Annotated in this window: 20 protein-coding genes; 14 read left to right on the forward strand and 6 right to left on the reverse strand. The window is 71.4% G+C overall.

The genetic code is table 11. The annotated features are described in order from the left end of the window. Positions 1-46 precede the first annotated feature (46 nt). The 4 genes from ACPYOM_RS03875 to ACPYOM_RS03890 all read left to right on the forward strand — a co-directional run bounded on the left by ACPYOM_RS03875 (position 47) and on the right by ACPYOM_RS03890 (position 5,211). The gene (locus ACPYOM_RS03875; protein ID WP_481344950.1) at positions 47-3,016 is read left to right on the forward strand and encodes a class I tRNA ligase family protein; all 2,970 of its coding nucleotides are present in this window, start codon (positions 47-49) and stop codon (positions 3,014-3,016) included. Between the two features lie 114 nt (positions 3,017-3,130). Continuing rightward, a complete protein-coding gene (locus ACPYOM_RS03880) occupies positions 3,131-4,018 on the forward strand; it encodes a DegV family protein (RefSeq protein ID WP_481344951.1) in 888 nt (295 codons plus the stop codon). After that, entirely contained in the window at positions 4,015-4,680 is a 666-nt protein-coding gene (gene plsY / locus ACPYOM_RS03885; protein WP_481342125.1) for a glycerol-3-phosphate 1-O-acyltransferase PlsY, read from the forward strand. The genes ACPYOM_RS03880 and plsY overlap by 4 nt, the downstream gene beginning before the upstream one ends. 291 nt (positions 4,681-4,971) lie before the next feature. Further along, the gene (locus tag ACPYOM_RS03890) at positions 4,972-5,211 is read left to right on the forward strand and encodes a hypothetical protein (protein WP_481344952.1); all 240 of its coding nucleotides are present in this window, start codon (positions 4,972-4,974) and stop codon (positions 5,209-5,211) included. Between the two features lie 243 nt (positions 5,212-5,454). Here ACPYOM_RS03890 and purU read toward each other — a convergent pair whose 3' ends face one another. Beyond that, positions 5,455-6,297 (reverse strand): formyltetrahydrofolate deformylase, encoded by an 843-nt coding sequence (gene purU, locus ACPYOM_RS03895; RefSeq protein WP_481344953.1) that lies wholly within the window; start codon positions 6,295-6,297, stop codon positions 5,455-5,457. Between the two features lie 163 nt (positions 6,298-6,460). Between purU and ACPYOM_RS03900 the strand changes: the two genes are divergently transcribed. Next, the gene (locus ACPYOM_RS03900; protein WP_481344954.1) at positions 6,461-7,552 is read left to right on the forward strand and encodes a ComEA family DNA-binding protein; all 1,092 of its coding nucleotides are present in this window, start codon (positions 6,461-6,463) and stop codon (positions 7,550-7,552) included. Then, positions 7,549-9,957: a ComEC/Rec2 family competence protein gene (locus tag ACPYOM_RS03905; RefSeq protein WP_481344955.1), complete on the forward strand. Its 2,409-nt coding sequence runs from the start codon at positions 7,549-7,551 to the stop codon at positions 9,955-9,957. The genes ACPYOM_RS03900 and ACPYOM_RS03905 overlap by 4 nt, the downstream gene beginning before the upstream one ends. A 49-nt stretch (positions 9,958-10,006) precedes the next feature. Here ACPYOM_RS03905 and ACPYOM_RS03910 read toward each other — a convergent pair whose 3' ends face one another. Next, entirely contained in the window at positions 10,007-11,530 is a 1,524-nt protein-coding gene (locus ACPYOM_RS03910) for a gamma-glutamyltransferase (RefSeq protein ID WP_481344956.1), read from the reverse strand. A 96-nt stretch (positions 11,531-11,626) separates the two neighbouring features. Beyond that, positions 11,627-12,577 (reverse strand): LysR family transcriptional regulator, encoded by a 951-nt coding sequence (locus ACPYOM_RS03915; protein ID WP_481340215.1) that lies wholly within the window; start codon positions 12,575-12,577, stop codon positions 11,627-11,629. A 238-nt stretch (positions 12,578-12,815) separates the two neighbouring features. Here ACPYOM_RS03915 and ACPYOM_RS03920 point away from each other — a divergent pair, with 238 nt between their 5' ends. From ACPYOM_RS03920 to ACPYOM_RS03930, 3 genes are all read left to right on the forward strand, one after another. Beyond that, entirely contained in the window at positions 12,816-13,694 is an 879-nt protein-coding gene (locus tag ACPYOM_RS03920; RefSeq protein WP_481344967.1) for a Sir2 family NAD-dependent protein deacetylase, read from the forward strand. A 188-nt stretch (positions 13,695-13,882) separates the two neighbouring features. Further along, entirely contained in the window at positions 13,883-14,473 is a 591-nt protein-coding gene (locus tag ACPYOM_RS03925; RefSeq protein ID WP_481344957.1) for a hypothetical protein, read from the forward strand. A gap of 464 nt (positions 14,474-14,937) precedes the next feature. Next, positions 14,938-15,393 (forward strand): PKD domain-containing protein, encoded by a 456-nt coding sequence (locus ACPYOM_RS03930; RefSeq protein WP_481344958.1) that lies wholly within the window; start codon positions 14,938-14,940, stop codon positions 15,391-15,393. A 36-nt stretch (positions 15,394-15,429) separates the two neighbouring features. Here ACPYOM_RS03930 and ACPYOM_RS03935 read toward each other — a convergent pair whose 3' ends face one another. Both ACPYOM_RS03935 and lexA read right to left on the reverse strand, forming a co-directional pair. Then, a complete protein-coding gene (locus ACPYOM_RS03935; protein WP_481344959.1) occupies positions 15,430-16,335 on the reverse strand; it encodes a hypothetical protein in 906 nt (301 codons plus the stop codon). Positions 16,336-16,449: 114 nt separating this feature from the next. Continuing rightward, a complete protein-coding gene (gene lexA, locus ACPYOM_RS03940) occupies positions 16,450-17,157 on the reverse strand; it encodes a transcriptional repressor LexA (RefSeq protein WP_481340200.1) in 708 nt (235 codons plus the stop codon). A gap of 228 nt (positions 17,158-17,385) precedes the next feature. On the opposite strand from lexA, the gene ACPYOM_RS03945 reads away from it, so the two are divergent. From ACPYOM_RS03945 to ACPYOM_RS03965, 5 genes are all read left to right on the forward strand, one after another. Continuing rightward, the gene (locus tag ACPYOM_RS03945; RefSeq protein WP_481344960.1) at positions 17,386-17,799 is read left to right on the forward strand and encodes a LysM peptidoglycan-binding domain-containing protein; all 414 of its coding nucleotides are present in this window, start codon (positions 17,386-17,388) and stop codon (positions 17,797-17,799) included. Between the two features lie 260 nt (positions 17,800-18,059). Next, positions 18,060-18,365, forward strand: a complete 306-nt coding sequence (locus ACPYOM_RS03950) for a hypothetical protein (RefSeq protein WP_481344961.1) — start codon at positions 18,060-18,062, stop codon at positions 18,363-18,365. After that, positions 18,362-20,098: an alpha/beta hydrolase gene (locus ACPYOM_RS03955; RefSeq protein ID WP_481344962.1), complete on the forward strand. Its 1,737-nt coding sequence runs from the start codon at positions 18,362-18,364 to the stop codon at positions 20,096-20,098. The genes ACPYOM_RS03950 and ACPYOM_RS03955 overlap by 4 nt, the downstream gene beginning before the upstream one ends. Positions 20,099-20,479: 381 nt before the next feature. Next, complete coding sequence (nrdR, locus tag ACPYOM_RS03960) at positions 20,480-20,977, forward strand: transcriptional regulator NrdR (RefSeq protein WP_481340186.1); 498 nt, start codon at positions 20,480-20,482, stop codon at positions 20,975-20,977. A 129-nt stretch (positions 20,978-21,106) separates the two neighbouring features. After that, entirely contained in the window at positions 21,107-24,031 is a 2,925-nt protein-coding gene (locus tag ACPYOM_RS03965) for a vitamin B12-dependent ribonucleotide reductase (protein ID WP_481344963.1), read from the forward strand. 77 nt (positions 24,032-24,108) lie between these two features. On the opposite strand, the gene ACPYOM_RS03970 is transcribed toward ACPYOM_RS03965, so the two are convergent. Beyond that, positions 24,109-24,539, reverse strand: a 431-nt coding sequence (locus ACPYOM_RS03970; RefSeq protein WP_481344964.1) for a transferase, incomplete at its 5' end; no start/stop codon positions are given.

The raw sequence follows: 24,539 nt of genomic DNA on the forward strand, positions 1-24,539 counted from the left end.
CGAGGGGTTTTCTTTTGCCCCGGCGACCAGCGACGAGAGAGAAGACATGAGCCAGGCCAGCGAGAACCAGACGTCAGAGCGCCCGCAGACCGACGACACGCCGCACCGGTACACCGCGGCCATGGCCCGCGACATCGAGGTCGCGTGGCAGGACCGCTGGGAGGAGGAGGGCACGTTCGCCGCGCCCAACCCCGCGGGCCCGTGGGCCGAGCCGGACAAGGTGGCCGCGCTCGGGCGCAAGCTCGTCGTCCTCGACATGTTCCCGTACCCGAGCGGCGTCGGGCTGCACGTCGGCCACCCCCTGGGCTACATCGCGACCGACGTCTACAGCCGGTACCACCGGATGCAGGGCCGCAACGTCCTCCACGCGCTGGGCTATGACGCCTTCGGCCTGCCGGCCGAGCAGTACGCCGTCCAGACCGGCCAGCACCCTCGGAAGACCACCGAGGAGAACATGGCGAACATGAGGCGCCAGCTGCGACGCCTCGGGCTGGGCTTCGACAACCGGCGCACCTTCGCGACGATCGACGAGGACTACTACAAGTGGACCCAGTGGATCTTCCTGCAGATCTGGGACGCCTGGTACGACCCCGACGCCCTGCGCGAGGACGGCGGACGGGGCAAGGCGCGTCCCATCGCCGAGCTCGTCGCGCAGTTCGAGTCCGGTGAGCGCGCGGTCCTGACCCGGGACGGCAGGCCCTGGGCCGAGCTGACCGCGGCCGAGCAGGCCACGGTGCTCGAGGGTTTCCGCCTGGCCTACCAGTCCGAGGCGCCGGTCAACTGGTGCCCCGGCCTCGGCACCGTGCTCTCCAACGAGGAGGTCACCAACGAGGGCCGGTCCGAACGGGGCAACTTCCCGGTCTTCAAGCGCAACCTCTCGCAGTGGATGATGCGCATCACCTCCTACGCCGACCGCCTCGCCGACGACCTCGACGCCGTCGACTGGCCGGAGAACGTCAAGCGCCTGCAGCGCAACTGGATCGGGCGCTCGCAGGGTGCGCGGGTCACGTTCCCGGTCGTGACCACCGCCGGCGAGCAGAGCGGCATCGAGGTCTTCACGACGCGTCCGGACACGATCTTCGGCGCGACCTTCATGGTCGTGGCGCCGGAGCACCCGCTCGTCGACGCGCTCGTCCCGGACGGCCCGTGGCCGGAGGGCACGAAGGACGGTTGGCGCGGCGACGACGCCGACGCCTCCGCCACGCCCGCATCCGCGGTGGCTGCCTACCGCCTCGCCGCCTCGCGCAAGGGCGAGGTCGAGCGCCAGACCGAGGGCCGTGACAAGACCGGCGTCTTCACCGGGTCGTGGGCCACGAACCCCGTGACGGGGCAACGTGTTCCGGTCTTCGTCGCCGACTACGTCCTGATGGGCTACGGCACCGGCGCGATCATGGCCGTGCCGGGGCAGGACACCCGCGACTGGGAGTTCGCGGAGCGGTTCGACATCCCGATCGTCCGCACCGTGCAACCGACAGAGGGCCACCCCGACGACGAGCCGTTCCTCGGCGACGGCGTCGCGGTCAACTCGAGCAACGAGCGGGTCAGCCTCGACGGACTGCACGTCGCCGAGGCCAAGGAGCGCATCATCGCGTTCCTCGAGGAGGCCGGCATCGGCCACGGCACCGTCAACTACCGCATCCGTGACTGGCTCTTCAGCCGCCAGCGCTACTGGGGCGAGCCCTTCCCGATCATGTACGACGCCGACGGCGTCGCCCACCCGGTGCCCCAGGACGAGCTCCCGCTGACCCTGCCGGACGTGCCGGACTACTCCCCGAAGACGTTCGACCCCGACGACGCGTCGAGCAGCCCCGAGCCTCCGCTGTCACGGGTGCCCGAGTGGGTCAACGTCGAGGTCGACCTCGGCGACGGCCGGGGCACCCGCGCGTTCCGTCGTGAGACCAACACGATGCCCAACTGGGCCGGGTCGTGCTGGTACTACCTGCGCTACCTCGACCCGGCGAACCACGACGCGTTCGTCGACCCGGCCAACGAGGAGTACTGGCTGGCCCGTCACGACGAGACGGTCGACGGCGCGCCCGCCGGGACCCGCGACCCCGGTGGCGTCGACCTCTACGTCGGCGGCGTCGAGCACGCCGTCCTGCACCTGCTCTACGCCCGGTTCTGGCACAAGGTCCTCTTCGACCTGGGTCACGTGCGCAGCGAGGAGCCGTTCCGGAAGTACTTCTCGCAGGGCTACATCCAGGCCTACGCCTACACCGACAGCCGCGGGCAGTACGTGCCGGCGGCCGAGGTCGAAGAGCACGCGGGCGGGCACGGCGAGGAGCCGACCTTCACGTGGGAGGGCAGGCCGGTCAACCGCGAGTACGGCAAGATCGGCAAGTCGCTGAAGAACTCCGTCAGCCCCGACGAGATGTATGACGCGTTCGGCGCCGACACCTTCCGCGTCTACGAGATGTCGATGGGTCCGCTCGAGCTGAGCAAGCCGTGGGAGATCCGCGCCGTCGTCGGCTCACAGCGGTTCCTCCAGCGTCTGTGGCGCAACGTCGTCGACGAGGCGACGGGGCAGGTCCGGGTCGCTGACGTCGAGCCCGACCAAGCGCTGACCACCCAGCTGCACCAGACGATCGCCGGGGTCCGCGAGGACTTCGAGGGACTGCGCTTCAACACCGCCATCGCCAAGCTCATCGAGCTGAACAACGCCGTGACGAAGCTGGACGTGCCGCCCCGTGACGTCGTCGAGGCGCTTGTCCTCATGGTCTCACCGATCGCCCCGCACATCGCCGAGGAGATGTGGGCGCGGCTCGGCCACGAGGGCGGTGTCGCCTTCGCCCCGTTCCCCGAGAGCGACCCGGCCAAGATCGTGCAGGAGCACGTGACCTGCGTCGTGCAGATCAGGGGCAAGGTGCGCGACCGGCTCGAGGTGAGCCCCAGCATCACCGAGGACGCCCTGCGCGAGCTGGTCCTCGCCCGGCCGAAGGTGCAGGCCGCCATCGAGAACGGGGTGCGCACCGTCATCGTGCGAGCCCCCAAGCTCGTCAACGTCGTCCCGGCCTGAGGCGCTCGACCCGCGCCTGACCGCGTCTGACGACCGAGGCACCGGGCGCGTCCCCGACGGACGCGCCCGGTGCCGGTACGTTGGGGCCACCTCGGGACCGGCGGAAGGAGCGACGTGACCACCCGCATCGTCACCGACTCGACCGCCTACCTGCCGGCTGCGGACGTCGAGCGGCACGGCATCGAGGTCGTGCCCCTGCACGTCGTCGTCGGTGGTCGTGACCACATCGAGGGCCACGACGTCAGCTCGCACGAGGTGGCCGCAGCGCTGCGCGAGTACACCATCGTCACGACCTCGCGCCCGACGCCCCAGGTGTTCGCCGAGACCTACGGGCGGCTCGCCGCCGAGGGCGCCGACGCCGTCGTGTCGGTCCACCTGTCCTCGCAGATGTCGGGGACCGTCGAGGCGGCGCGCGCCGCGGCCGCCGACGCGCCGATCCCCGTGGAGGTCCTCGACAGCGAGACGATCGGGATGGCCATGGGGTTCGCCGTCGTCGCGGGGGCCGAGGCCGCGCGGGAGGGCGCCGACGCCTCCGCCGTCGTCGCCGCGGTCCGGGCGCGGCTCGAACCGTCCGGCGTCCTCTTCTACGTCGACACGCTCGAGCACCTGCGCCGCGGCGGACGCATCGGCGCCGCGTCGGCGTTGCTCGGCTCTGCGCTCGCGATCAAGCCGATCCTCGCCGTCCGCGGGGGCCGGATCGTGCCGGTGGAGAAGGTGCGCACGTCGGCCCGCGCAGTGGCGCGGATCGAGGCGATGGTCCTCGAGCACGTCCGGGCCGGCGGGCACGTGGTCGACCTGGCGGTGCACCACCTCGACGCTGCCGAGCGGGCCGAGCAGATCGCCGAGCACCTGCGGTCGCAGGTTCCCGGCTCGCCCCGGGTGCTCGTCGTCGAGCTCGGCGCGGTCGTTGGCGCGCACGTGGGTCCCGGGACCGTGGCCATCGCGGTGTCGCCACGGCCCGGCGAGGTGCTCACCGAGGAGGAGGGGGGCACCCGGCCGTGACCGCAGGTTCGGCGCTCGCCTGGGCCGGAGGGGTGGTCGCCGCCTTCCTCGTCGGCTCCCTCAACCCCGCCACCGGCCTCGCACGTCTCCTCGGCAAGGACCTCGCGACGGCGGGCTCGGGCAACCCCGGGGCGACGAACGCCGGGCGCGTCCTCGGCCGGAAGTGGGGGGTCCTCGTCGGCGTCCTCGACGTCCTCAAGGGCCTCGTGCCGGCCGTCGCGGCCGGCCACCTCCTCGGAGCCCACGCCGCCTACGCCGTCGGGGTCGCCGCGGTGCTCGGTCACATCTGGTCGCCGTTCCTGCGCGGGCGCGGCGGCAAGGGCGTGGCCACGACGCTGGGCGCGCTGCTCGGGGTGCACCCCTGGGTGGCGCTCGTCGTCGTGCTCGTCTTCGCGGTGGCGCTGACCCTGACCCGGTGGGTGGCCGCAGGCTCGATCTTCGGTGCCCTGTCGATGATCGTCGTCGCCGTCCTGGTCCGGACCGGCCACGCGCCCGGTGACGGGTGGACGGTCGCGTGGCTCACCGCCGTCGCGCTGCTCGTGCTGTGGCGCCACCGCAACAACGTCCTCGGCTGGTGGCGCCAGCGACGCCTCGAGCACGTCGACCACCCCGAGCAGCGGCCGGAGGGCGAGCCGAGGAGCCGGCCGGCGGACGAAGTATGACCGAATTGCCGGTTGCGTGACTCAGATTCCTTGCAGGAAAACGGGTTTCGCTGTGAAAAGCCAGAGAGCCGAATAGCGTGGACTGGTCCACAGGGGTCATTCGACGGCCCGTGCGGCCGTCGTTCCGCAAGGAGCTGGGATGGCCGGATTGTCGCGGCGCAGGCGACTCGTCGTGGGGCAGGGCTCGCAGGGCCCTTTCCGCGGCAGCATGGCCGCACTGGACCTTGCGACCGACCTCGATGACGCCGGCTGGCTTCCCCCGGGGTCGCGGTCTATGGCAGCTCGCCCACCGTGGGCCCGAGCCGGAACTCCGTCTACATCGCGACCGGCACCAACTACGACGTACCGCAGGCGACGCTCGACTGCGTCGCCAACGCGACGAGCGACGCGGGGCGGGCAGCCTGCCTCCCCGGGGACGACGACTTCGACTCGATCGTCGCACTCGACATGACGACCGGTGCCGTCAAGTGGGCGACGCGGGCGCTGCCCTTCGACGCATGGACCGTGGGGTGCGTTCCCGTTCTTCGGTGATGGCGTCAACTGCCCGCAGCCGCCAGGACCCGACTACGACTTCGGCCAGGCCCCTGCCCTGTTCACCGTGACCAGCGGCCCGGCCAAGGGCCGGCAGTTGCTCGGTGCAGGCCAGAAGAGCGGCAGTACTGGGCGCTGGACCCTGGCAGCGGGCCGTCGTCTGGGTGACTCAGGCCGGACCCGTGCGCTGAGCCGGCGACCGTCCGGCCCGGGCCCGGGAACGGGGCCGGGGCCGGACGCGGCTCAGAAGACGATGGTGCGGCGTCCGGACAGGAAGACGCGCGACTCCGCGTGGTCCCGGACCGCACGCGACAGGACGCGGCGCTCGACGTCACGACCGATGGCCACGAGCCGCTCGGGCGACTCCGCGTGCGTGACGCGCACGACGTCCTGCTCGATGATCGGCCCCTCGTCGAGGTCGGCCGTCACGTAGTGCGCCGAGGCGCCGATCAGCTTGACGCCGCGGTCGTGCGCCTGGTGGTACGGCTTGGCGCCCTTGAACCCCGGCAGGAACGAGTGGTGGATGTTGATGGCCCGGCCCTCGAGCGCGCGGCACAGGCCGTCGCTGAGGATCTGCATGTACCGCGCGAGGACGACGAGCCCCACGCCGTCGGCCTCGACCATCCGCAGCAGCTCGGCCTCGGCCTCGGCCTTGGTGTCGGGGGTCACGGGGATGACGGTGAACGGCAGGCCGTAGTACTCGACGAGCCCGCGGCAGTCCTCGTGGTTGGACACGACGCCGACGATGTCGATGGGCAGGTCGCCGGACTTCCAGCGGTGGAGCAGGTCGAGGAGGCAGTGGTCGAACCTGCTGACGAGGATGATGGTGCGGCAGCGCTCGGCCTCGGGGCGGACGGCCAGGTGCTGGGAGACGACGGCGGGGCTCTCGCGGATGGCCCCCAGGACGCTCTCGACGTCGGAGGCGTCGGCGTCGAAGACGGTGCGCATGAAGAAGAGGTTGGTGTCCTCGTCGGAGAACTGCTGGTTCTCGACGATGTTCGCACCCCGCGCGAGCAGCGCCGTCGAGACGGCCGCGACGATGCCGGGACGGTCCTCACAGGTCAGGGTCATGATGTGCCGGGCCATTGGAGCAGTCTGGACCACCGCGCAGCCGACGCGGCAATCGGCACGCCCGACGTCTCGGCACGTGGCGTGCCGCTCGTCCACATCCCCCGCGCCGGCGAGGCGTCGTCCCCAGCCCCGCGTCGGGGCGACGCCGCAGACGGCCGTGTCCTCCTAGCGTGCCGTCATGCCTCGCAGCCCCTACCGTCCCGCCGACCTGGCCCGTGTGGCCGAGATTTTCGCCGAGGGCCGGGGCACGTCCGGGTGGGTGCCGGACCGGCCACCCGTGCGTCCGACCCACGCCGGGGCCACGGAGGTGGGCGGCGTGGGGGACGACGTCGACGCGTCGGGCGACGGCGGCTCGGATGAGGAGGGGTCGGACGACGACGAAGCCGCACCGGGCCGCGTCCGCGAGGGCCGGGTCCGCGACGGCCTCGAGTGCGTCGGACTCGCGGGGCTGGGAGGGCTCGTCGGCGCCGGGGAACGGTCACCGGAGGACGAGGAGACGCGTCGCCTCGAGGCGGACCTGCGCCGGGCCCGGCGCCCCGGCCTGTTGACGGTTCCGGAGGAGGTGCGGTCGGGGCGCCGGGCGGTCTCCACGGCGGCCGTCGTGTCGTTGCTCGCACTCGTCGTCGCCGTCGGGTGCGCCTTCGTCGTTCGGGTGCTCTGGGCCGAGCGGTCCGCGGCGGGACCGGTGGAGGCTCCGGGCCGCGGGGTCTCGGTCGTCGCAGCGTCGGGTCCCTCACCGCCGACGGGCCCCGGGGCGACCGGGTCCGCCGGCGACGGGCCCGGCTCCTCGACCGCGGCCCGGGGGGCGTCGGCCCGGCTCGTCGTGCACGTCGTCGGACAGGTGAACCGACCGGGTCTCGTCCGGCTTCCCGCGGGGTCACGCGTTGCCGATGCGATCGAGGCCGCGGGCGGGGCGAGGCGTGGGGCCGACCTCGCGGCCCTCAACCTCGCCCGGCTCGTCGTCGACGGCGAGCAGGTGCATGTCCCGAAGCCCGGTGAGGCGCCCGCCGCGGGTGGCACCGGCGTGCCGGGCGCGGCGGGAGGCGTGTCGGCGGGCGGCGCGGGCGGAGCGAGCGGCCCCCTCGTCAGCCTCAACACGGCAGACGTCGCGGCGCTGGACACGCTCCCCGGCGTCGGACCGGTGCTCGCGCAGCGCATCGTCGACTGGCGCACCGAGCACGGACGCTTCACCTCCGTCGACGAGCTGGGCGAGGTCAGCGGCATCGGCGACAAGCTCATGTCCCAGCTGCGTCCCAAGGTGACCCTGTGACCGGGGCCGCGCCCGGGCGTACGGGTGCACACCTGCGGCCGCGCACCGCCGGGCTGCTCGACGTCCGGCTCCTCGTGCCGGTCGTCGTCGCCTGGCCCGTCGTCGCCTTCTGGGGCCTGGTCGCGCCAGCGCCGGCCGTGTCCGTCCTGTCCGCGATGGCCGCGCTCGCCGGCCTCGGTCTGGTCGTGGTGCCCCACCGTTCGGGTCAACCGGCCGGGACCGTCAGGCGGCTCGGGGCCGCGACGCTCGCGGTGCTCGCGCTCCTCCTCGTCGCCGCCGTGGGCCACCGTGCGGTGCGGGCGGCAGGTCCCGTGCCCGGGTTGGCCGCAGACCAGGCTGTCGTCACCGTCGTCGGGCGGGCCGCGACCGACCCCCGTCCGATCCGCACCGACCGCTCCGCTCCGGAACGCTCCGGGCCGGCCCTCTGGGTCGTGCGCCTCGACGCCGAGCAGGTGACCGGCCGAGGACGCACGGCCGAGGTCTCGACGCCTGTTCTCGTCGTCGGACGTGGGCCCGGCTGGGCCGACGTCGGCTGGCGCGACGAGCTCGTCGTTGTCGGCCGGCTCGCGCCGGCACAGCCCGGTGACGACGTGGTCGCCGTCGTGTCGGCCGTCGGCGAGCCCCGGGTCCGCGACGGTCCTGGCGCGCTCGTCCGGGCGGCCGACCACGTCCGCGAGCGGTTCCGCGACGCGACCGCGGGGTTGTGGCCCGACGCCCGGGCACTCGTGCCTGCCTTGGTCGTCGGCGACACGTCCCAGACGCCTGTCGAGCTCACCGACGCGATGCAGGCGACCGGCCTGAGCCACCTGTCCGCCGTGTCGGGCACCAACGTCACGCTCGTCCTCGCTGCCGGGCTGGCCCTCTGCGGCCTCCTGCGCGTGCGGCGACGGTGGCGACCCCTCGTGGCGTTCGGCGTGCTCGTCGGGTTCGTCGCGCTCGCGCGCCCCGAGCCGAGCGTCGTCCGGGCCGCGGTCATGGGCTGCGTCGGCCTGCTCGCCCTCTCCTCGTCCCGTCGTCGTGCGGGCGTGCCCGCACTGGCCGGGGCGGTGGCGGCGCTCCTCGTGTGGGACCCGTGGCTCTCACGCTCGTTCGGGTTCGCGCTGTCGGCCGTGGCGACGCTCGGTCTGCTCGTGCTGGCCCGTCCGTGGGGTGAACGGATCGCGACGGTCCTGCCGAGGCGCCTGGCGCCTCTCGGCCCGCTGCTCGCGGTGCCCCTCGCCGCCCAGGTCGTCTGCGCCCCGCTCGTCGCACCTCTCCAGGGCAGCATCTCGGTCGTCGGCGTGCTGGCCAACCTCCTCGCCGCACCGCTCGTCGCACCGACGACGCTCGTCGGTGTCGGGGTCGCCGTCGTCGCGGTCGTCTGGGTACCCGCCGCGTCGGTGCTCGCGTGGGTGGCCGCCGTCCCCGCCCAGGGCATCGCCGCCGTCGCCCGATGGTGCCAGGGCCTGCCGGGCGGGTCCGTCGCGTGGGGAGACTCGGCCCCGGCCGCCGTCCTGCTCGCGGGACTGACGCTCACCGCGCTGCTGCTCGGTCCCTGGGCCTGGCACCGTGGCCGTCACCGCCCGCTCGCGGTGGTCGCCGCCGTCGTGGTCGTCGTCGGTGGCGCCACGCCGACGAGCGTGCTGTCGTGGCCACCGCCCGGGTGGGTGCTCGTCGCCTGCGACGTCGGCCAGGGCGACGGCCTCGTCGTCGACGCCGGCGAGGGCCACGCCGTCGTCGTCGACACCGGTCCCGAACCCGGTCTCATGCGGGGGTGCCTCGACCGGCTGGAGGTACGCGTCGTCGACCTCGTCGTGCTCACCCACTTCCACGCCGACCACGTCGACGGGTTCTCGGGAGTGCTGGACCGGCCGGTCACGGAGGTCCGCACGTCGTGGGTGGCCGACCCGGCCGACGAGGCGGACCGCGTCGGCCGGCTCGCCCGCGCCGCAGGTGCCCGTGTGGGGACCCTCCGGGCCGGGGACCGCTTCGCCGTCGGCCCGGTCAGCGCCGACGTGTGGTGGCCGGCCCGCCGCATCGACGCCGGGTCGGTGCCGAACAACGGGTCGGTCGTCCTGACCCTGCACGTGCGCGGCGTGACGCTCCTGCTCGCCGGTGACGTGGAGCGCGAGGCCGCCGCCGCCGTCGTGCACGAGGCCGCCCTGGACTCTTCCCGATGGGGACGGATCGACGTGCTCAAGGTGGCCCACCACGGGTCCGGCAACCGCGACGACCGGCTTCTCGATGCGGTCAGCGGCCGCCTCGCGCTCATCAGCGTGGGCGCGGGCAACGACTACGGACACCCGGCACCGGCGACCCTGCGGGCGCTGGACGCTCGCGGCTTCGAGGTGCACCGTACCGACCTCGAGGGCGACGTCGCCGTGGTCACCGACGGGGCCGGCGGGGTGCGAGCGGTCCACCGGTGAGCCGGTCCGCCGCCATGCCCGAGGGGTGCCATCCGTCGAGGGGGAGCCGTCAGGGGGAGACGCCCACAGCCGCCTCGCGTCGCGCGTCTCCGGCCGCGACGAGCCCGTCGGCGCCGAGGAGCGCCGCCCCCACACCGCCGAAGTACATGTGCGGGCCCGGGTACGCGTGCGCCGTCAGACCGGCGTTCCGGACGGCCGCGGCGATGGCCTCGGAGGGCTCGTGCTCGACCCGGGGAGTGCCGTCGTCGGTGAAACGCACGTGCAGGCGCGGTGCGTCGATCGCCGGCTGGAGCCCCTCGTGGTGCAGCAGCGCCTGACCGAGGACCTGCATGAGTGCCGTCGTGATCCGGTCCGCTCCCGGGGACCCCACGGCCAGCGCACCTCCGGTGGCACCACGTGCCGTCGTCGGGGCCATGTTGGAGGCGAGCCGCGTGCCCGGTGGCACGGCGTGCAGGCCGAGCCGGTTGAGCTCCGGCTCACCGAGCGCGTTGTTGAGCAGGATGCCGGTGCCGGGCACGACCATGCCCGCCCCGTAACCCGCTGACATCGTGATGGCACAGGCGTTCCCGTGCTCGTCGACCGCGGACACGTGCGCCGTCGACGCGGACGTGGGCAGTCCCGCGAGACCGTGTCGCTCCACGGCGGCGAGGAGGGCGTGGCCGTCCCCGTCGAGGTCGCGCGAGCGGTCGTGGACCGACAGCCGGTAGGCGAGGACCCTGCGCTGGATGTCGATGACCTCCGACCACGTCCAGGCCTCGTGGCGGGCGAGCTCGCCGAGCATGACCGCCAGCATCGGCCCGCCCACGGACGGCGGTGGGTTCAGCGCGACGCTCCAGTCCCCGACCTGCCGCAGGCTCGGCCGGCGGACGACGGCCTCGTACGCGCAGAGGTCGGCCTGGGTGATCAGCCCCTCGTGCGCCGTCATGTCCTCGACGAGCACACGCCCGACGGCGCCGGTGGTGAACAGCGAGGGCCCTTGTGCGGCAAGGAGCTCCAGGACGTCGGCGAGGTCCGGGTTCGTCGAGGTCTCTCCGGGCTGGAGCGCCCCGCCGTCGGCGCCGGTCACGAGGGCGTGAGCCTCCGCGTCGGCGCCGAAGAGCGTGTCGCGGACGAGGCCGAGGTAGAGCGCGGCGGAGGCGCCGATGCGGTAGCCGTCGCGGCACGCGTGGACCGAGGGCTCGACGAGGTGTCGCCACGGCACGGTGCCCCATCGTTCGTTGGCGACGGCGAGAGCCGGGACGGCGCCCGATGTGGCTACCGACCCGTGGCCGGCGCCCAGGGTCACGCCGCCGCCGTAGTCGGTGCGGACCTGTCGGACGCCACGGCCGAAGGCGGACGGGTCGAGCCCGCGGCCCGGCATCTCGACGTTGCCGTCGACGACGACGGGGTCCTGGCCCGCGGGCCACACGTTGACGTACGCGCCGGCCATGAGGCTGACGATCCCGGGCTCGGTGCTCATCGCGGCGACCGCAGCGGCGATGGCGGCATCGACGGCGTTGCCGCCCTCGGAGGCGACGTGGAGACCGGCCTCGAGCGCGGCGGGTCCCGTGGCGGCGAGCGCGACCCGGGTCATGGCGCCCATTGTGCCGACGTTCCGGCCGGCGCGCCCGGTCGACGCGTCCGCGCGCGGCGCGTCAGCCGCCGGCGGTGCTCCGGCTGCGGGGGCGTGTCAGCCGCGGGCAGCGCCGACGAGCTCGGCGGTCGACAGACGGGGATCCGCTCCGGCGGCCTCGCACAGGGCGTCGAGCGCGGCGGCCACCGCAGGCACCCGCTGCAGGTCCGGCGTCGTCACGGCGAGGATCTGCCGGCGTGATGCGGGGGAGAGGGGCAGCGTCGCGACCTGCTCGTGCTTGGCGGCGTTGAGGATGAGGTCCGGCACGAGGGCGACCCCGAGGCCCGCGGTGACGAGACCGAGCTGAGCCACGTAGTCCTCGGTCTCGAACGCGACGTTGGGCCGGAAGCCGGCGTGGTCGGCGAGGGACAGCAGGTGGCCGCGACACCGGGGACACCCCGCGATCCAGTCGTCGCCGGAGAAGTCGACGAGCGAGGCCGAAGGGTCGGAGGCGTGCGGGTGCGCGCCCGGCACGACGAGGCGGACCTCGTCGTCCATGAGACGACGCGTCACGAGCAGCGAGAGGTCCTCCTCGAGCTCACCGAGGTCGGCGCCCTCGTAGGCGAAGGCCACCGCCACGTCGCAGTCCCCGTTGCGCAGGGCCGCGAGAGACTCGGGTGGCTCCGCCTCGGTGAACGTCACCGTGATGTCGGGGTGCTTGGCCTTGAGGATCGCGAGCGTCTTGGGCACGAGCGTCGCCGACGAGCTGGGGAAGGCCTGGAGGCGGACGCGTCCGGCTCGGAGCCCGGCGATGGCGGTGATCTCCTCCTCGGCGGCGTCGAGGGCGGCGAGCACGCCCACGGCGTGCCGCGCGAGAACCTGGCCGGCCTCGGTGAGCCGCACCTGGCGGCCGTAGCGCTCGACGAGGACGGTGCCGGTGCGCTGCTCGAGGCGGCGGACCATCTGTGAGATCGCCGGCTGGGTGAAGCCGAGCGCGTTTGCGGCGCTCGTGAAGCTTCCCTCGTCGGCAATGGCCTTCATGACCCGGAGGCCGGCAGCGTCGATCATGCCGGTATCATAACCGACGATTATGGAAAGTCGTGCTGTTCGCGATCATGAGCATGGCGGCGGGGACCCGTCCGCGTACGCTGGCCGGGTGCACGTGTTCGAGGAGTCGCCGGCTGCCGCTGACCCCGGTGCGACGCCCGGCCCCGAGGGCGCCGACGCGGGCATCAGGGCTGGTGCCGCGCGACGCGCTGACGGATCAGGCCCGGGTGTCCTGACGCGGCTCGCCACCTCGCGTCGGCTGCCGCTCGAGGTGAGCGACCTCGGTACCTTCGACGACCTCGTCGACCTCGTCAGCGCGGGCGACGTCCTCGTCCTCAGCGGTGCGGGCCTGTCGACCGACAGCGGCATCCCGGACTACCGGGGTCCCGACGGCACCCGGCGCGTCGAGCCCATGACCTACGGGGAGTTCGCCGGCTCGAGCGAGGCCCGGCGCCGGTACTGGGCTCGTAGCTACATCGGCTGGCAGCGGTTCAACGCGGCCACGCCGAACGAGGGCCACCGGGTGGTCGCCGAGCTGCAGGGCGCCGGCTACGTCGGTCCGGTCATCACCCAGAACGTCGACGGCCTGCACCAGGCGGCCGGCGCGCGCGACGTCGTCGAGCTGCACGGGTCGCTGGACCGGGCTGTATGTCTGACCTGCGGTGAGGTGACCTCGCGGATCGGACTGCACGAGCGGATGACCGAGGGCAACCCCGGCTTCATGGACCGGTTCGCCGCGGCCGCCGCCGCGGTCGGGTCGCAGTGGGGTGAGCAGGTGCGGCCGGACGGCGACATCGTGCTCGCCGACGAGCTCGTCGCGTCGTTCCACGCGCCGCGGTGCCTGGTCTGTGGCCACGACACGGTCAAGCCGGACGTCGTGTTCTTCGGCGAGTCGGTGCCGAAGTCCTTGGTGGAGAAGTGTTTCGGACTCGTGGAGTCGGCGGGTGCCGTGCTGGTCCTCGGGTCATCGCTGGCCGTGATGAGCGGGTACCGGTTCGTGCGGCGGGCGCACCAGGCCGGTGTGCCGGTGGCCATCGTGACCCGCTCTGCGACGCGGGGGGACGCCGAGGCCACGATCCGCCTGCATGCCCCGCTCGGCGAAGCGCTGCCGCGCCTGCGCGCCGCGCTCGGTCACTGACGCGACGCTCCGGCTGTACGCCGACGCCGATGCCGACGACGGGCCTGTGGACGACGGCGGGCGCCCGGGATGCGGTTGCGGCACCATCTGTGGGAGCGTTCGATGACGTTTTCGTCCGTTTGCGCCCGGTGGGCAGGGCCAAAGATTCGCCGAACAGGGGACCGAGACTCGTGCTGAGACATCAGAGGATGACGTGCGCCGCCGTTGGTCTGGCGCTGGCGACGACGCTGGCGGCCTGCGGCGGGGGCGACCCGGCCCCGGTGCAGACGAGTGCGCCGGTGTCGTCGACGACCGCGAGTGGGACGAGCACGACCTCAGCGGCGCCCACGACCGCATCGACCAGTGCAGGCCCCACCTTCCCGGCAGGCCTCCCCGACGCGGCCAAGACCAAGGACAAGGCCGGCGCCGAAGCCTTCGTCCGCCATTTTCTCCAGGTCTTGAACCGTTCGTGGGTTGAGGCCGATCCGAAACTTCTGGGGCCGTTCTGCCGTTTCGAAACCTCCAAGGCTTGTACCGCCCTGCGACGAACGGCCAGTCGCCTCGAGTCTGAAGGGCATCACTACGACGGCGCCCCGGTGCAGATAGAAAGTGTAGTCGGGCTGGGGGCTGTCGAAGGGCGTGAACGAGTGCTCTTCTATGGGCGGCAGCTAGAACGGAGCATCGTTGACGCCCGCGGTCGAAAGATCACGACGGATCAGCTGAAGCCTAGCCAACTGCTGTTCTATCTCGAATGGGGCAGCACCGGCTGGATCATCCATGACATCAAGGTCGCTTCATGAGGCTGCGCAGTGCCGTGGCGTTGGGTGCGGCCGCACTACTTCTCTTCCATTCTGCCCGCGCCGCTGTTGCGGACTTCAATGGGGATGTGGGGTCCTCCGGTGCGACAGCATCTCTGACCGAACCAGTCTTGAAGGGACTTGCCGTCGAGCATGCGGAAATGATTGCTCGGGGCGGCGATCACTGGAAATACCGCTCGGCCATCGCTGGTTGTGATCTCGGAGGGCGCGATGCTAGCGGGGCTTGTTATAACGCCGCGCTAGCTGCATGTAGAGACAAGGGGCCAGAGGTCGGGTCTGGTCCCTTGACCGATGTCTTTCGGATGTGGGTAAACAGAGACGGTGTTCGTTTGCCATCCGCGAAATGGCCGTCAGTCGAAGAAGCTGGACCGAGCGGTTGGGCGTACGTGGGGTCGACGTGTCTGCCGAATCTAGTGCCAGGCGCAAAACCTATCCCCACGGTGGCAATGATCGTGGATGCCTTCCATAGAACAGTGTGGTCGAAAGGAACGATCTCGACGCAGCCGAGGGGGAACACGACGCTCGTCAACCTCAAGACCTTCTACAAGGTCGACTGGGCCAGCAGGGGGTTCCAGCCGGGCGAGATCGACCTCGTCGACCCGGCCACGATGTTCGGGTACCGCGTCGAGATCCGTCCCAAGCTCGTCAGCTACGTGTACCGATTCGGGGACGGCACGAGCGAGGGCCCGACCACCTCGCCCGGTGGCGTCTACCCCGACGGCGACATCGTCCACACCTACCGCAGACCGGGCACGTACACGTCGCGGGTCGACGTGACGTTCGGCGCGGACTTCCGCATCAACGGCGGCGCGTGGATCTCGATCCCTGAAACGGTGACCGTGCCGCAGCCGGGCACCCCGATCACCGTCAAGGAGGCGCGGAGCGTCCTCGTCCGCAACTGATCGTCCGACGACCGGCGGTGGCGAACCACCGGGCCGTCACTCCGCGATGGCGGCGGCCCTACGAGCCTCGAGGTCCGTGCTGTCGCGCAGGTTCCACAGCTCCTTGGTCTGGAGGATCCAGTAGGCGCAGAACAGGACGATGATGATGACTTCGCAGATCAGGATCACGTGGTCGAAGCCGTGCAGCGTCAGGTGTGCGAGCACCGTGAGGGCCAGCAGCGCAGCCAGGGTCCCGGCGATGACGAGGTACCACCTCTTGTACCCCGCCGCTTCTTGGGTCGAGGTGTGTCGGTCCTCGACCCGGAAGGCGCTGAGGACCATGACGGCGATGACGCCGGCCACCATCGTCGCGGCGGCGATGCCGTGGCTCAGGGCCACGAAACGGTCGGGCAGCGCGAGGAAGAGCACGAGCTCGAACACGACCACGGCACTGCACGCCGCGGTGACGAGCAGGGTGCGCACCGGTGGTCGGCGTGCGGGGTCCCTGAGCTCGGCGCGTCGCAGCCATGCCGTCACGACGAGGGCGAGGAGACCCACGGCGACCAGGGACCACACGCTGTTGTCGACCGCGTCGGAGATGGCCGTCGTGGGCAGGGCGAACGGGTTGGGCGCGCCTGCAACACTGCAGCGATCGTCCGGGACGGTGGGCACCATGGCGACCACGAACGCCATGAAGCCGGAGAAGTTGAGGAGCACGTCCTCCTCCGACGAGTGGCCCTTGTAGACGACGAGGGCGGCGCCGAGCGCGCAGAGGCTGCCGACGAAGACCGTGCGCGCAGGGGTGAAGTAGTAGGCGCTGATCGAGCCCAGCCAGCACGACCGGTTCGTGCCCCACCACCACTGGAGCACGACGGACAGCAGCAGCATGAGCAGCAGCGCCACCATGCCGCCCCGCAGATAGCGATACGTGAAGACGACGTCGCGGTCGGGCCGGTCGGGCATGGCGTCCTCCTCAGGCACTGTGCTCCCAGAGTGGCGAGTCCAGGGTGCGGATACCTCACGGCGCGCCGCAGATGATCCGCGACGCGCCCGTGATGTGGCCGCGGTGGGGGCTGCTCAGACGCGACGCAGGACTGCGGTCACCTTTCCGAGGATCGTCGCATCGTCGCCGTCGATCGGGTCGTAGGCCTCGTTGTGAGGCAGCAACCACACGTGACCGTCCTTGCGCTTGAAGGTCTTCACCGTGGCCTCGTTGTCGAGCATCGCCGCGACGATGTCGCCGTTCTCGGCAGTCGGCTGCTGGCGCACGACCACCCAGTCGCCATCGCAGATCGCGGCGTCGACCATCGAGTCGCCCTGGACCTTGAGCAGGAAGAGCTGCCCCTCGCCGACGACCTGGCGGGGCAGCGGGAAGACGTCCTCGACGACCTCCTCGGCGGTGATGGGCACCCCGGCGGCGATCTTGCCGAGGACGGGCACGTACGACGCCTCGGGGCGCGTGTCACCGGAGTCGGTCTCGACGTCGTGCTGGTCGGACGCTGCGGCGCGCCCGCGGCGCCCCGTCGCGTCTCCGGCGTCGGGGGAGACGACCTCGAGGGCGCGCGGACGGTTGGGGTCCCGACGCAGGTAGCCCTTGCGCTCGAGGGCGGCGAGCTGGTGGCTGACGCTCGACGGGCTGGCGAGCCCGACGGCCTCACCGATCTCGCGCATGCTCGGCGGGTAGCCGCGTCGGTCGACGGAGTTGCGGATCACCTCGAGCACGCGCCGCTGGCGCATCGTCAGCCCATCGCCCTTGTCGCGGTCGGGAAGCTCGGTCACGCCCATGGTGTCCCCTTCGTCGGCGGCCCCAGGCACCCCGGTCCCGGCGCTCGCGAGGCCAGTGTCAGTGGTGACTGGTGTGGTTGGTGGTGTGAGGAAAGCGTACGGGGTTCGAACACAGTTGCCAAACACCTGTTCGAAGCATGTCTCGACTTCATCGATCAGACGTGCTACAACTCGTACAGGCGTTCTATCGAACACATGTTCGCAAGTCAGCAGCAAGGGGAGGTCAGCATGAGCGTGGTCGCCATCGAAGCCGTTCGCCGGCAGCGGGAGACGGGGGTCGGGGAGTCCGACTTCGTCTCGCGGCCGCAGCTCGTCCTCGTTCCCACCGGACGCGCCGCCGTGCGGGCCGCCCGTGCCGCCCGCCCGCGGATGCGCCTGACGCGGTTCGGCCGCCTCGTCGTGACGCTCTTCGTCGGCGCCGTGGTCCTCGCCCTCGGGATCGGCCTCGCCAGTCAGCTCGCCTCGGCCACGGGTGCACCGCGCACGATCACGGTCGAGTCGGGTCAGACCCTGTCGGGCATCGCGGCTCGTGAGCTCCCGGGCCTTCCGGTGCGCGAGGGGGTCGTCGAGCTGCAGCTGGCCAACTCCCTCTCGACGTCGATGATCCACACGGGCCAGCGGCTCGTCATCCCGGCTCCCTGACGTCGCCGTTCGTGCCGCCTCCCGGCACGTCCCCCGACCGCCGCGTTGGCTCCACCTTCAGCGGCTGGCCCTCCAGGCGCTTCGACCCCGTCTGGTGGCCCGGACGCCGCACCCCTTCGGGTGCGGCGTCCTGCTGTGTCCGGCTTCGGCCGCCCTGTGGATGAGGCATGGACGCTGGGCGCCGGTCCCCGGGCCTGTGGATGCACCTCTGCCCGCGAGCGATGTCCTTCCTACCGTGGGGATCTCGGGAAGGGGAGCGCATGCGGTACGAGGTGGACACGGGCACGGTCGACGACGCGGCCGCGACGGCAGACTGGGCGCTCGCGCGCCTGACCGTGGTGAGGCCGGATCTCGCGGTCGAGCCGGTCGGGGTGGCGCTCGCCGGCGGCATGCTCGCCGCATCCGTCTCCCGGATCTCGCTCGCCTGGCGAGAACGGCTTCGTGAGGCCCGTGTGGAGCTGCTCGGCCTCGGGTCGGCCCTCCAGGAGGCCTCGAGGCTGTACTCCGGCGTCGAGCATGCCGCCGCCCGGGCGTTCACGAACCCGTCCGGTGACGGTGCGCCGTGACGACGTTCGACGTCGCTCGCGTGCGGACGGCTCGTCCCGGTGCCCTCGAGCTCGCCGCCCGCCGTCTCACGCAGAGCCGCCTCGAGGTCCAGGCCGTCGTGGCGGACCTGCTGCATCGCCGGGGCTCGACGTGGTCGGGACCGGCGTCGAGCGCGGCCGCCGAACGGCAGGTGACCCTCGTCGCCGGCCTCGCCCGCCTCGCGGCGTGCCTGGCGGCGTCGTCCACCGCCTTGCAGGACGGCGCCATCCGCCTCCAGGCCGCACAGGACCTGCTCGCCCGGGCCGACGAGCGCGCGGCCTCCGACGGCGCCTGGCTCGGACACGACGGCACGCTGTTCCTTCCCGTGCGCGCGACCGGTCTCGACCCGGTCCTCGAGGCCCACCGCGCTCGACGCGACGAGCTGCTGCGCGAGGAGGTCCACACCTACCTCCGTCAGGCCGTGCGCATCGCGACAGACGTCGATGCCGGCCTCGCGGCGGACCTCCTCTCCGTCGCGCGCGGTGGTCGGTCCGGGATGGATCTGCTAGCCGCGAGGGGCACCCCGCCCGTGCCCGTGCCTCCGGTCGTCGTCCACGACGCGTCCGGCGCCTACGCGTCCGCCGCCTGGTGGCGCTGCCTCACCGAGGCGGAGCGCAACGCCGTCGTCCACGAGCACCCGCAGTGGGTCGGTGCGCGTGACGGCATCCCGGCCGTAGCGCGGCACGAGGCGAACCTCGTCCTCCTCGCGGAGGCAGAACGAGCGGCGTCGAGCGCCTACGAGGCTGCCCGCCGTGACCCGCGGAGCCGGCGGACGGCGGGCGCCGTGGCCCGGACTCGCGACCGTGTCGAGGACCTGCGGGCGATCCGCGCCGTCATCGGGCGTCGGGATGGGGTGGCTCGCCGGCTCGTGCTCGTCGATGCCACCGGCGCCGACGTCAAGGTGGTCCTCGCGCAGGGCGACGTGGACCGGGCTGAGCACGTCGTCACCTTCGTCGGGGGCATGGGGACGACGGCCCGGGGCGACCTCGAGCGCTATGACGACCTCTTCGCGCCGCTCCGCCGTCAGGCCCTCACCGAGGCGAATGGTACGGACGTCGCGATAGTCACCTGGATGGGGTACGAGGCTCCTCAGGCCGACGAGGTGCTGACCAGCATCGATCGCAGCGTGCTCAACCCGAAGCTGGCCCGGGACAACGCGGACGAGCTCGCGGTGTTCGTCACCGGGGTCGGGGCGGCACGGGACCGGCGCGTGCACCAGACCGTGTGGGCGCACTCGTACGGCTCGGTGCTCGCCGGTCACGCCCTCCTGCTGACGAGCTCGGTGGATGACGTCGCCGTCTTCGGGTCGCCGGGCGTCCCTTTCGACCGCATCGAACGGACCGGCCTCAAGCCGGGGTCGTTCAACGTCCTGTCCGCCGCTCATGACCTCGTCGCGCGTCCCGGCTGGCCGCTGCACGGGCAGCGCCCGGACACCGTCCGGGGTGCCGTCTCCCTGTCGACGACGTCGCTCAAGGACCCGGCCAGGGCATGCAACGCCTGGCGCGCCATCGGGGCGGGGGCCGACGAGCCCGCACGGACCTCGACCGGCCACTCCGACTACCTGCATGCCGGGAGCGTCAGCGCCGACAACCTCGTGGCGGTCGCGGTCGGTCGTCGCGACCTCACCGTGCGCCAGACCCCGGTCGAGCGCAGCTGCGTCTCCGTGCCGGCGATCCCTCCACCGCCTCTCGTTCGTCTCCCCATCGGTAGATAGGGGAGTCGCCGTCATGGACCACCCCTAGATCTAGGGGTGGACGGTGGTGTGACACGCCGGGACGATCGGGACCTGTGTGACGTTTCCGCAGGTCAGCGACCCGGCATGTCCGGTTTCTCCGATGTGCTTGCGACGCAGGTCACGACGTGCCTAGAGTTACCCCTACATCTAGTAGTTACACGGATGTAAGACGTCCACATGTAGTCCCCAGCCACGCGGGGGTTATGGACAGGTCGTCCCCAGTCCGTCCACAGACTCATCCCCAGGCGGCGCCCGGTCCACGAACACGGGAGCCTGCCTGCGAGCGAGCGAGGGCGGCATAAGGGGGTGGCCGAGGGCGTTCCCACCACTGGGTTTCTCGGACGAGGGAGGTGACCACGCGTGCATTGTCCGTTCTGCCGGCACACCGACTCGCGGGTCGTCGACTCCCGCACCACCGACGACGGCACTGCCATCCGCCGCCGTCGCCAGTGCCCCGAGTGCAACCGCCGCTTCACGACCCTCGAGACCTCGAGCCTCAACGTCATCAAGCGGTCCGGCGTCACCGAGCCGTTCAGCAGGGCCAAGGTCCTCTCCGGCGTCCGAAAGGCCTGCCAGGGCCGACCGGTCACCGAGGACGACCTCGCGCTGCTGGCCCAGAAGGTCGAGGAAGCCATCAGATCGCAGGGAAACGCCGAGATCGAGGCGCACGAGGTCGGCATGGCCGTCCTCGAGCCGCTCCGAGAGCTCGACGAGGTCGCCTACCTGAGGTTCGCCAGCGTGTACCAGGCCTGGGAGAGCCTCGAGGACTTCGAAGGGGCCATCGCGCTGCTTCGAGCCGAACGTGACGCGCTCGGGACGGGCCCGCAGCCCCACCCCGGGATCGGCGCGCAGCGGTAACCACCCTCCACACGAATCGCCCACACCACCAAGGGGACTGTCAGACCCCGGCGAGACACTGGCACCTAACGACACGACGAGCACACGGGCCCGGGGCGGGCCCGCACACGGTCAGGGAGGCCGCACGACATGACGGAGATCGGTAACCGCACATCTCGCTCGAAGACGGGCGCCAAGGGCGTCAAGATCGAGCGCATCTACACCACGCCAGGCGTCCACCCGTACGACGAGGTGACGTGGGAGAAGCGCGACGTCGTCCAGCAGAACTGGAAGACGGGCGAGACGATCTTCGAGCAGCGCGGGGTCGAGTTCCCCGACTTCTGGTCGATCAACGCGAGCACCATCGTCACGACCAAGTACTTCCGTGGTGCGGTCGGCACCGCGGCCCGCGAGGTCTCGCTCAAGCAGCTCATCGACCGCGTCGTCCTGACGTACGTCGCCGCGGGCAAGCAGCACGGCTACTTCGCCACCGGCGCCGACGCCGAGGTGTTCGAGCACGAGCTGACGTGGGCGCTGCTGCACCAGGTCTTCTCATTCAACTCGCCCGTGTGGTTCAACGTCGGCACCAAGTCGCCCCAGCAGGTCTCGGCCTGCTTCATCCTGTCGGTCGACGACTCGATGGACTCGATCCTCAACTGGTACAAGGAGGAGGGGAAGATCTTCCAGGGCGGCTCCGGCGCCGGCCTCAACCTCTCCCGCATCCGCTCGTCCAAGGAGCTGCTCTCCTCGGGTGGCACCGCATCGGGCCCGGTGTCGTTCATGCGTGGTGCCGATGCCTCGGCGGGCACCATCAAGTCCGGCGGGGCGACGCGTCGCGCGGCCAAGATGGTCGTCCTCGACGTCGACCACCCCGACATCGAGGAGTTCGTCGAGACGAAGGCGCGCGAGGAGGACAAGATCCGCGCCCTGCGCGACGCCGGTTTCGACATGGATCTCGGCGGCAAGGACATCGTCTCGGTCCAGTACCAGAACGCGAACAACTCGGTGCGGGTCAACGACGAGTTCATGAAGGCCGTCGAGGACGGCACGCCGTTCGGCCTGCGCTCACGTCTGTCGGGTGAGGTCATCGAGGAGATCGACGCCCGCGGACTGTTCCGCAAGATCGCCCAGGCCGCGTGGGAGTGCGCCGACCCGGGCATCCAGTACGACGACACGATCAACGCCTGGCACACCAACCCCGAGACCGGCCGCATCACCGCGTCCAACCCGTGCTCGGAGTACATGTCGCTCGACAACAGCTCGTGCAACCTCGCCTCGCTCAACCTGCTGAAGTTCCTCCGCGACGACGACACCTTCGACGCGGTGACCTTCCAGAAGGTCGTCGAGCTCGTCATCACGGCGATGGACATCTCCATCTGCTTCGCCGACTTCCCGACCGAGTCGATCGGTGACACGACGCGGGATTACCGCCAGCTCGGCATCGGCTATGCCAACCTCGGCGCCCTGCTCATGGCCACCGGCCACGGCTACGACTCCGAGGGCGGCCGCGCCCTCGCCGGCTCGATCACCTCGCTGCTGACGGGTGCCGCGTACAAGCGCTCGGCCGAGCTCGCCTCCGTCGTGGGTCCCTACGCCGGTTACGCCCGCAACGCCGACGCCCACAAGCGCGTCATGCGCAAGCACCAGGCCGCCAACGACGACATCAAGACGCTCGACGACATGGACTCGAGCATCCACAAGGTCGCCACGAAGGCGTGGGACGACGTCATCAAGCTCGGCGAGAAGCACGGCTACCGCAACGCCCAGGCGTCGGTGCTGGCCCCGACCGGCACCATCGGCTTCATGATGGACTGCGACACGACCGGCATCGAGCCGGACTTCTCGCTCGTCAAGTTCAAGAAGCTCGTCGGCGGCGGCTCGATGCAGATCGTCAACCTGACGATCCCGCGGGCGCTCAAGAAGCTGGGCTACCAGCAGGAGCAGATCGAGGCCATCGTCGAGTACATCGCCGACAAGGGCCACGTGATCGACGCCCCGGGCCTCAAGCCGGAGCACTACGAGGTCTTCGACACCGCCATGGGCCAGCGCGCCATCTCCCCGATGGGCCACGTGCGCATGATGGCCGCGGCACAGCCGTTCCTGTCCGGGGCCATCTCCAAGACCGTCAACCTGCCCGAGACGGCGACGGTCGAGGAGATCGAGGACGTCTACATGCAGGGCTGGAAGCTCGGCATCAAGGCGCTCGCCGTGTACCGCGACAACTGCAAGGTCGGCCAGCCGCTGTCCGACGGCGGTTCGACGGCCAAGGACAAGGCGAAGGACGCCCCGGCCGAGACCGTCGAGCCCAAGGTCGAGAAGGTCATCGAGTACCGCCCGGTGCGTCGTCGCCTGCCCAAGCGCCGGACGTCGCAGACGACGTCGTTCGCGGTCGGAGGCGCGGAGGGCTACCTCACCGCCGGCACGTACGAGAACGGTGAGCTCGGCGAGATCTTCCTCAAGTTCGGCAAGCAGGGCTCGACCCTGGCCGGCGTGATGGATGCCTTCTCGATCGCCGTGTCCGTCGGCCTGCAGTACGGCGTCCCGCTCGAGACGTACGTGGAGAAGTTCACGAACCTGCGCTTCGAGCCGGCCGGCATGACCGACGACCCCGACGTGCGGATGGCCCAGTCGCTCATGGACTACGTCTTCCGTCGTCTCGCGCTGGACTACCTCGACTTCGACACCCGTTCCTTCATGGGCATCCACACCGCCGAGGAGCGTGCGCGCCAGGTCGAGACCGGTTCCTACGAGGCCATCGAGGCCGACGACTCGGAGGACGAGGAGGAGCTGGCCGAGGAACTCGCGTCGCTCCAGCAGTCGACGCCGGTGACCCGCAAGGAGCCGAAGCCCGAGCACAAGGCCGAGAAGTCGGCCGAGGTGGACGTGAAGTTCGGGGCCGGTGCGGCGTCGGCTCGCGAGGCCTCGGGTGACGTGCACAGCTCCGCGGAGCTGCTCGAGAAGTTCGGCGGCATCACCGCCGACGCCCCGATCTGCATGACCTGTGGCACGAAGATGCGTCCCGCCGGCTCCTGCTACGTCTGTGAGGGTTGCGGCAGCACCAGCGGCTGCAGCTGATCCGGCGACAGGCACACCGAAGGGCCCCACGACTACTGTCGTGGGGCCCTTCGGTTGCGGTCACGTCCGCCCGAGTCCTAGGCGGCGTGGCGCTTGGTGCTGGGCCTGCGGATCACGGCATCGGCGCCGATCGTCTCGTCGACGTCGATGCGCGCGCCGTCCCAGATGTGCGCACGTGGTCCGACCTTGGTGCGCGCACCGACCCGGGCGCGGCGTCCCACGACGGCGCCTCGCCCGATGTGGGCAGCCGAGCCGATCTCGGCGTCGGCGTGCACCGTGGCGCCGGCATCGATCCAGGCGCCGCTCTGGATGTTGGCGCGGGGTCCGACGGTCGCGCCCCGGTCCACGTACGCCGTGTCACCGACGTAGGCGCTCGTGTCGACCTCGGCGTGACGCTCGACGTATCCGCCACCGTTCTCGTGGCGGACGTAGTGCAGCACCGTGCCGTTGTCGGTCTCGAACTCCTCGTACTTCCTGCGCCTCACGATCCACCTCTTTCCACGTCTTC

The sequence above is a fragment of the Monashia sp. HAY1-2A genome, assembly GCF_056755315.1.

Bases quoted from the DNA above. Each gene is read 5' to 3' on its own strand.
- ACPYOM_RS03875 (WP_481344950.1), top strand. From the start codon at position 47: ATGAGCCAGGCCAGCGAGAACCAGACGTCAGAGCGCCCGCAGACCGAC.
- purU (WP_481344953.1), bottom strand. From the start codon at position 6,297: ATGGCCCGGCACATCATGACCCTGACCTGTGAGGACCGTCCCGGCATC.
- ACPYOM_RS03900 (WP_481344954.1), top strand. From the start codon at position 6,461: ATGCCTCGCAGCCCCTACCGTCCCGCCGACCTGGCCCGTGTGGCCGAG.
- ACPYOM_RS03910 (WP_481344956.1), bottom strand. From the start codon at position 11,530: ATGACCCGGGTCGCGCTCGCCGCCACGGGACCCGCCGCGCTCGAGGCC.
- ACPYOM_RS03915 (WP_481340215.1), bottom strand. From the start codon at position 12,577: ATGATCGACGCTGCCGGCCTCCGGGTCATGAAGGCCATTGCCGACGAG.
- ACPYOM_RS03925 (WP_481344957.1), top strand. From the start codon at position 13,883: ATGACGTGCGCCGCCGTTGGTCTGGCGCTGGCGACGACGCTGGCGGCC.
- ACPYOM_RS03930 (WP_481344958.1), top strand. From the start codon at position 14,938: ATGATCGTGGATGCCTTCCATAGAACAGTGTGGTCGAAAGGAACGATC.
- ACPYOM_RS03935 (WP_481344959.1), bottom strand. From the start codon at position 16,335: ATGCCCGACCGGCCCGACCGCGACGTCGTCTTCACGTATCGCTATCTG.
- lexA (WP_481340200.1), bottom strand. From the start codon at position 17,157: ATGGGCGTGACCGAGCTTCCCGACCGCGACAAGGGCGATGGGCTGACG.
- ACPYOM_RS03945 (WP_481344960.1), top strand. From the start codon at position 17,386: ATGAGCGTGGTCGCCATCGAAGCCGTTCGCCGGCAGCGGGAGACGGGG.
- ACPYOM_RS03950 (WP_481344961.1), top strand. From the start codon at position 18,060: ATGCGGTACGAGGTGGACACGGGCACGGTCGACGACGCGGCCGCGACG.
- ACPYOM_RS03965 (WP_481344963.1), top strand. From the start codon at position 21,107: ATGACGGAGATCGGTAACCGCACATCTCGCTCGAAGACGGGCGCCAAG.